The organism is Roseateles sp. P5_E1, from assembly GCF_054049335.1.
Genome location: NZ_JBFUMN010000198.1, coordinates 1 through 709 on the forward strand (window position 1 = coordinate 1; position 709 = coordinate 709).

1 protein-coding gene is annotated in these 709 nt (G+C 65.0%); it reads left to right on the forward strand.

What is annotated here, in order from left to right; genetic code table 11:
- On the forward strand, positions 1–709 hold a 709-nt coding region (locus ACXJKJ_RS30585), incomplete at both ends, for a carbon starvation CstA family protein (protein ID WP_457395208.1).

The following is a 709-nucleotide window of genomic DNA, read 5'->3' on the forward strand; positions in this document are numbered from 1 at the left end:
GTGTGGAAGGGCGGCATGTTCCCGTTCCTGTTCATCACCATCGCCTGCGGCGCGGTGTCCGGCTTCCACGCACTCATCGCCTCGGGCACCACGCCCAAGCTGCTGGCCAATGAGCGCCACATGCGCTACATCGGYTACGGCGGCATGCTGATGGARKCSTTCGTCGCGGTGATGGCACTGGTGGCGGCCTCGATCATCGATCCGGGCATCTACTTCGCCATGAACAGCCCGGCATCGGTGATCGGTCCGGACGCTGTATCGGCCGCGCACTACATCTCCACCACCTGGGGCTTTGCGATCACCCCCGAGCAGCTGGAAGCCACCGCGTTGGCCATCGGCGAGCCGACCATCCTGCACCGTGCCGGTGGCGCACCGACGCTGGCAGTGGGTATCGCGCAGATCCTGCACCAGGCCATTCCCAGCGGCAGCAACGCGATGATGGCGTTCTGGTACCACTTCGCGATCCTGTTCGAAGCGCTGTTCATCCTGACCGCGGTCGATGCCGGGACCCGTGCCGGTCGCTTCATGCTGCAGGACCTGCTGGGCAACTTCGTGCCGGCGCTGAAGAAGACCGAGTCGTGGACGGCGAACATCATCGCCACCGCAGGCTGCGTGGCGCTGTGGGGCTACCTGTTGTACACCGGCGTCAAGGATCCCTTCGGCGGCATCCAGACCCTGTGGCCGCTGTTTGGCATCTCCAACCAGATGC